The following is a 7,249-nucleotide window of genomic DNA, read 5'->3' as shown; positions in this document are numbered from 1 at the left end:
GCTTGATGTCACCCGCACCGGCCACACTGCACTTGTGCTCGACCTGATCCTCCCGTTGGCATGCGGCGGCTGCGGAGCGCCGTCGACGCGCTGGTGCCACACCTGCGCCGAGGAACTGTCGGTGGACACCGGTGAGCCGCGCGTGGTGACTCCCCGCATCGACCCGCAGGTGCCGGTGTTCGCGCTGGGCCGCTATATCGGCGCCCGACGCCAGGCGATCCTGGCGATGAAGGAGCACGGCCGCGACGACCTCATCGTGCCGCTGGCGCGCGTACTCGCCGTCGGGCTGCACCGGCTGCTGTGCTGGGGCATGGTCGAGACGCCGCTGACGATCGTGCCCGCACCGACGCGACGCTCGGCAGCGCGGCGGCGCGGGGGCGACCCGATCACCCGCATCGCAACGACGGCGGTCGCAGGCCATCCGAACATCACCGTTGTGCAGGCACTGCGAATGCGAGCGCTGGCCCGCGATTCGGTAGGGCTTGGCACATCGGATCGCGAGCGAAACATCGCGGGCCGGGTGCGGCTGCGGGCTAGGCGACCGTGCAGCGAAGTCGTGCTCGTCGACGACATCGTCACGACTGGGGCCACTGCACGCGAGTCGGTTCGGGTCCTGCGGGACGCCGGAATGCGGGTCGCCGCCGTGCTTGCGATCGCCGCAGCATGAGAAGAATCTGTGTGAACCAAAGAAGTTGACAAGAGAACGTGAAGAACTCGAAACAGGTGTGCCAAATTGGTGGCACGGCAAGGCGAACACGAGCTAACGTCGGAACCAACCTTCATGCAGCACCCGCAGGTAGGGGGTGAGTAATCGATATCTTGCTCCGGCGGGCAGCCTGCGGCGGTGACCCTTTCCAAAACCGCGCTAACCCCGTCGGCGCCGATTTAATTGCCGGACGCGCAGGGCGCGTGTGACGTGGAAAGAGAAACGAGTTGTCACGTATGTCAAGGCTTACCGTGGATTCCGATCAGGTTCTGGACCCAGCATCGGCTGGAACCGGCGAACAGGCCGAACCGACCGCGCACGCTGAGATCGTGTTCAAGGGTCGCAACGTCGAGATTCCTGACCACTTCCGCACTTACGTTTCGCAAAAACTCGCCCGTTGCGAGCGGTTCGACCGAACGATCTATCTGTTCGACGTCGAGCTCGACCATGAACGCAATCGTCGCCAACGCAAGTCCTGTCAACGCGTCGAGATCACCGCTCGCGGGCGCGGGCCGGTTGTCCGTGGAGAGGCATGCGCCGATAGCTTCTACGCCGCCCTTGAGTCCGCCGTCGTCAAACTGGAAAGCCGCCTGCGCCGCGGCAAGGATCGCCGCAAAGTGCACTACGGCGACAAGACCCCTGTCTCGCTGGCCGAGGCCACGGCGGCGGTGCCGCCACCGGAGAAGGCGTTCAACACCCACGAGGCCGAGCCACACGACCACCCACCCGTAAAAGGCATCGAAGTCGGACTCAACCACCAGAAGGACCATGAGCCGGGACGGATCGTTCGCACCAAGGAACACCCGGCAAAACCGATGTCGGTCGACGACGCGCTATACGAGATGGAGCTTGTCGGACACGATTTCTTCCTGTTCCATGACAAGGACACCGACCGGCCGTCCGTGGTCTACCGCCGGCATGCCTATGACTATGGATTGATCAGGCTGGCTTGAGCTCGGCTTGATAAAGGGCCCTAATCGGGGCGTCACCTCGTCCGATGGTCGCGACCCGCTGCGCCCGGCTCCGCCGCGCTGGCGGTCGCTCCTAAGTCCGATGGTCGCGACCCGCTGCGCCCGGCTCCGCCGCGCTGGCGGTCGCTCCTAAGTCCGATGGTCGCGACCCGCTGCGCCCGGCTCCGCCGCGCTGGCGATCGCTCCTAAGTCCGATGGTCGCGACCCGCTGCGCCCGGCTCCGCCGCGCTGGCGATCGCTCCTAAGTCCGATGGTCGCGACCCGCTGCGCCCGGCTCCGCCGCGCTGGCGGTCGCTCCTAAGATGGGAGTCGCCTTATAGAAGAAGACTCCAACACAGACGGGGACATAGCTGTGCTGTCGAAGTTGCTGCGCCTTGGTGAAGGTCGCATGGTCAAGCGCCTCAAAAAGGTGGCCGACTATGTCAACACGCTGTCTGACGACGTCGAGAAACTCACCGACGCCGAACTGAGAGCCAAGACCGACGAGTTCAAGACGCGCCTTAAAGATGGCGAAGATCTCGACGACCTGCTGCCTGAAGCCTTCGCGGTGGCCCGCGAGGCCGCCTGGCGGGTGCTCGACCAGCGACCCTTCGACGTCCAGGTGATGGGCGCGGCGGCTCTGCACCTCGGCAACGTCGCCGAGATGAAGACCGGTGAGGGCAAGACCCTGACCTGTGTGTTGCCCGCCTACCTCAACGCGCTGGCCGGCAAGGGCGTGCACGTCGTCACCGTCAACGACTACCTGGCCAAACGCGACAGCGAGTGGATGGGTCGCGTGCACCGCTTTCTGGGCCTGGACGTCGGCGTCATCCTCGCGCAGATGACACCCGACCAGCGTCGTCTCGCCTACAACGCCGACATCACCTACGGCACCAACAATGAGTTCGGCTTCGACTACCTGCGCGACAACATGGCCCACTCGCTCGAAGAGTTGGTACAGCGCGGGCACAACTACGCGATCGTCGACGAGGTCGACTCCATCCTGATCGACGAGGCCCGCACCCCGCTGATCATCTCCGGGCCGGCCGACGGCGCCTCCAACTGGTACACCGAGTTCGCCCGGCTGGCGCCACTGATGGAAAAGGACACGCACTACGAAGTCGACCTGCGCAAGCGCACCGTCGGCGTGCACGAAAAGGGCGTGGAGTTCGTCGAGGACCAGCTCGGCATCGACAACCTCTACGAGGCCGCCAACTCCCCGCTGGTCAGCTACCTCAACAACGCGCTGAAGGCCAAGGAACTCTTCAGCCGCGACAAGGACTACATCGTCCGCGACGGCGAGGTCCTCATCGTCGACGAGTTCACCGGTCGCGTGTTGATCGGCCGCCGCTACAACGAGGGCATGCACCAGGCCATCGAGGCCAAGGAGCATGTCGAGATCAAGGCCGAAAACCAGACACTGGCCACCATCACGCTGCAGAACTACTTCCGGCTCTACGACAAGCTCGCCGGCATGACCGGCACCGCCCAGACCGAAGCCGCCGAGCTGCACGAGATCTACAAGCTGGGTGTGGTCAGCATCCCGACAAATAAGCCGATGATCCGCGAAGACCAATCGGACCTCATCTATAAGACGGAGGAAGCCAAATACATCGCGGTCGTTGACGACGTCTCCGAGCGTTACGAGAAGGGCCAGCCGGTCCTGATCGGCACCACCAGCGTCGAGCGCTCGGAGTACCTGTCGCGCCAGTTCACCAAGCGGCGCATTCCGCACAACGTGCTCAACGCCAAGTACCACGAGCAAGAGGCGACCATTATCGCCGTGGCGGGCCGCCGGGGCGGCATCACCGTCGCTACCAATATGGCCGGCCGCGGCACCGACATCGTGCTGGGCGGCAACGTCGACTTCCTCACCGACAAGCGGCTGCGCGAGCGCGGGCTGGATCCAGTGGAGACGCCCGAGGACTACGAGCAGGCCTGGCACGAGGAACTGCCGATCGTCAAGGAAGAGGCCAGCAAGGAGGCCGAAGAGGTCATCGAGGCCGGCGGCCTGTACGTGCTGGGCACCGAACGCCACGAATCGCGGCGCATCGACAACCAGCTGCGCGGCCGTTCCGGGCGCCAGGGCGACCCAGGCGAGTCACGCTTCTATCTGTCGCTGGGCGACGAGCTGATGCGCCGGTTCAACGGCGCTGCCTTGGAAACGTTGTTGACGAGGCTGAACCTGCCTGACGACGTGCCGATCGAAGCCAAGATGGTCACCCGGGCGATCAAGAGTGCCCAGACCCAGGTCGAGCAGCAGAACTTCGAGGTCAGAAAGAACGTCCTCAAGTACGACGAGGTGATGAACCAGCAGCGCAAGGTGATCTACGCCGAACGCCGCCGCATCCTCGAAGGCGAGAACCTCAAGGACCAGGCCATGGACATGGTCCGCGACGTCATCACCGCCTACGTCGACGGCGCGACCGGCGAAGGCTATGCGGAGGACTGGGACCTGGAGGCATTGTGGACGGCGCTCAAGACGCTGTATCCGGTTGAGATCCAGCACGAGGATTTGACGCGTCAGGACGTCGACTCCGAGCGGGACGAACTCACCCGCGACGAGCTACTCGACGCGCTGCTCAAAGACGCCGAACGTGCCTATGTCGCAAGGGAAGCCGAGCTCGATGAAATCGGTGGCGAGGGCGCGATGCGCCAGCTGGAACGCAACGTATTGCTCAACGTCATCGACCGCAAGTGGCGCGAACATCTTTACGAGATGGACTACCTCAAGGAGGGCATCGGGCTGCGCGCGATGGCGCAGCGCGATCCGTTGGTCGAGTACCAACGCGAGGGGTACGACATGTTCATGGCCATGCTCGACGGCATGAAAGAGGAATCGGTTGGCTTCCTGTTCAACGTCACCGTGGAGGCGGTCCCGCCGCCGCAGGTCGAGCTCGCCCCCGTCGCGGAACCCGAAGACCTGGCCGAATTCGCGGCCGCCGCGGCGGCGGCTGCGCGTCAAGAGGCACCGAGTACCTTGCGCGCCAAGGGCATTGATAGCGAAGCGCCTGCTTTGACCTATTCCGGGCCTTCGGAGGATGGCTCGGCGCAGGTGCAACGCAACAGCGGCGCAGCGGCGAAGACGCCAGCCGGGGTGCCACCCGGTGCCAGCAGGCGCGAACGGCGCGAAGCCGCACGGCGGCAAGGTCGCGGCCCCAAGCCGCCGAAATCGGTGAAGAAGCGCTAGAGTCGCACGGCGATTTGAGGCATCAGCCCCATGCGCCGGGGCGGTGGATGCGTGAACCATCCAGCTATGACTACTTCGCGCACACCCTACGACGCCGCCACGGCGATCCTGCAAAACCCCGTCCTGCCCACCGGTACTGACGAACGATTCGTCGGTTTCGGCGTCATGGGCCTTCCGTTCGCCAGCGGCCATTACCTTGCGCTGCGGCACTTTCCGGCCGCGACGTTCGCGCCGGCCTACAAATCGGTATGGCACCGCGGCCCCGACGGCATCTGGACGTTCTACGCCACGACGCCGGGTGCGCAGAGTTGTGCGCGTTACTTCAGTTCGGCGACCCCGCACGATGCAGTCCAGTGCGACATCGAGGTCGAATGGGTCAGTCCGTGGACGCTGTTCGTCCGAATCACCGGACTGCTGGAGTGGCAGATCGATATCCGGTCAACCTTGTCGACGCGCCTGATGAGCATCATCGGCGGCCGGCTGCCCACCGGGGCATGGACCAATCGGGTGGCTCTGGCCGCGCTGGGCCGGGCGGCCGGTGCGACGCTCGGTGCGGGCCAGCTACGGCTCGCCGGGACCGCCCCCAACGGGCAGCGATTCATGATCGCGCCCAGGCAGGTCTGGGCGGTGTCGAAGTCGCGCGCCGTGCTGGGTGGGGTGGACCTAGGACCGGTGGGTCCGCTGCCCAGTCAGGCCCGTCTCGCCAGCTTCCGCCCTCCGCAACGCGGGCTGTTCGTCGTGGGCTCCGGGCACTTCGAGACTTTCGACGCGAACCGTCATCATGCCGTCCAGCGCACTGTCAACTGGGCACAATAAGGCCATGGCAGCCGAGTCGCCGCAACAACCGACCCGTGCCGAGCTGCTGGCGGCGCTCTCGGTCGCGATCGATCTCGGGCTAGGCCAACCGGCTGAGCACATGCTTCGGGCCGCGCTGATTGCGACCCGGCTCGCCGATCGACTCGGCCTGTCCAAGCAACAGCGGGACAGCGCGTACTACACGACACTGATCATGTGGATCGGATGTCACGCCGACTCCCACGAATACGCGCAGTGGTTCGGCGACGACATCGGTGTGCGCCACGACTCGTACCTGGTCGACTGGTCCGGGCTGCCTTACATGCGTTTCCTGGTAGGCAATGTCGGTCGCGGTCAGCCGTTGCTGCACCGGCTGAGCGTCATGGCGACGATGTTGATCAATGCGCGCGGCCAGATATCAAAGATGATCCACTCGCACTGCACGTCGGCCGCCCTGCTGGCCGATCGACTCGGCCTGGGCCCCGACGTGCAGGCCGCGCTGGCATGCGCGTTCGAGCGCTACGACGGCGGCGGGCTACCGACCGGCGCCCAGGGTGACGCGATCCCGATCCAGATGCGCGTCGCTGCGCTTGCCGAGATGGCCGAGGTGCACCACCGCACCTACGGCACCGAGGGCGCCATGGCGATGGTGCGTGCCCGGCGAGGCGGGCAGTTCGATCCCCAAGTGGTCGACGCGTTCCTCGACGACGCCGACGGGATCCTGGCCGGTCCGCTAACCGGCGACGCATGGGCGGCGGCGTTGCGCGCGGCGCCCGATCACCATCAGCGGCTTGACGACCACGCGCTGGACACGCTGCTTGTTGCGTTAGGCGACTTCGTCGACCTGAAATGCCCGTTCACCCTTGGTCACTCACGGGCCGTGGCCCGGCTCGCCGGCGATGCCGCGGTCGCAGCCGGGCTGGACGCCGACGCGGTGGCGTTGACCCGACGTGCGGGCCACGTGCACGATCTGGGCCGCATCGGAGTGTCGAATCAAATCTGGTCCAGCCCAGGGTCTTTGACCGGGGCCGAGTTTGAGCGAGTTCGGTTGCATCCGTATTTCACCGTGCGGATCCTCAACCAGGTCCCCGGGCTTCGTCAGCTGGCCGAAGTCGCCGGCAATCACCATGAATGCCTGGATGGCTCGGGCTACCCGCGCGGTCTTGCCGGGAACGCGTTGGGGCAACCCGACCGCATCGTGGCCGCCGCGGTGAGTTACCAATCCGCTTGCGAGCCAAGGCCATACCGGAAAGAGATGACACCGGAATCGGCGGCACGGCGGCTTCAGAAAAGATTGCACGCCGGCGAGCTCGATGCCGCCGCCGTCGAGGCGGTGTTGCACGCGGCGGGGCATCGGGCGCAGCGGCCGAACCTGCGGCCGGACGGGCTCACCGCGCGGGAGGTCGAAGTGCTGTGCCTGGTCGCCCGCGGCGCATCCAACAAGGAGATCGCGGCGGAGTTGGTCATCAGCGAAAAGACCGCCCGCAATCACGTGGAGCGAACCTACGCCAAGATTGGCGTGTCGAACCGGATCGGCGCCAGCATGTATGCCCTACGACATGGCCTAGTAAGTGCGTAACTCATCGTGAATTGAGGCAACGGCCCCAT

The 7,249-nt window shown here is 65.5% G+C and carries 5 protein-coding genes; all 5 read left to right on the top strand.

Annotation, left to right across the window (positions count from 1 at the left end):
* Window positions 1-34 precede the first annotated feature (34 nt).
* Complete coding sequence (locus MSIMFI_RS09365; RefSeq protein WP_186241981.1) at window positions 35-667, top strand: ComF family protein; 633 nt, start codon at window positions 35-37, stop codon at window positions 665-667.
* Between the two features lie 290 nt (window positions 668-957).
* Window positions 958-1,659: a ribosome hibernation-promoting factor, HPF/YfiA family gene (gene hpf, locus MSIMFI_RS09360; RefSeq protein WP_390633558.1), complete on the top strand. Its 702-nt coding sequence runs from the start codon at window positions 958-960 to the stop codon at window positions 1,657-1,659.
* 370 nt (window positions 1,660-2,029) lie between these two features.
* The gene (secA, locus tag MSIMFI_RS09355; protein WP_191497003.1) at window positions 2,030-4,846 is read left to right on the top strand and encodes a preprotein translocase subunit SecA; all 2,817 of its coding nucleotides are present in this window, start codon (window positions 2,030-2,032) and stop codon (window positions 4,844-4,846) included.
* A 66-nt stretch (window positions 4,847-4,912) separates the two neighbouring features.
* Window positions 4,913-5,662, top strand: a complete 750-nt coding sequence (locus tag MSIMFI_RS09350) for a hypothetical protein (protein WP_191497002.1) — start codon at window positions 4,913-4,915, stop codon at window positions 5,660-5,662.
* 4 nt (window positions 5,663-5,666) lie between these two features.
* Entirely contained in the window at window positions 5,667-7,220 is a 1,554-nt protein-coding gene (locus MSIMFI_RS09345; protein WP_191497001.1) for an HD domain-containing phosphohydrolase, read from the top strand.
* Window positions 7,221-7,249 lie beyond the last annotated feature (29 nt).

It is taken from the genome of Mycobacterium simulans (genome assembly GCF_900232995.1).
GTDB lineage: Bacteria > Actinomycetota > Actinomycetes > Mycobacteriales > Mycobacteriaceae > Mycobacterium > Mycobacterium simulans.
The sequence above is the reverse complement of the archived record's forward strand: the minus strand, read 5'-3'. Positions and strand labels throughout refer to the sequence as shown.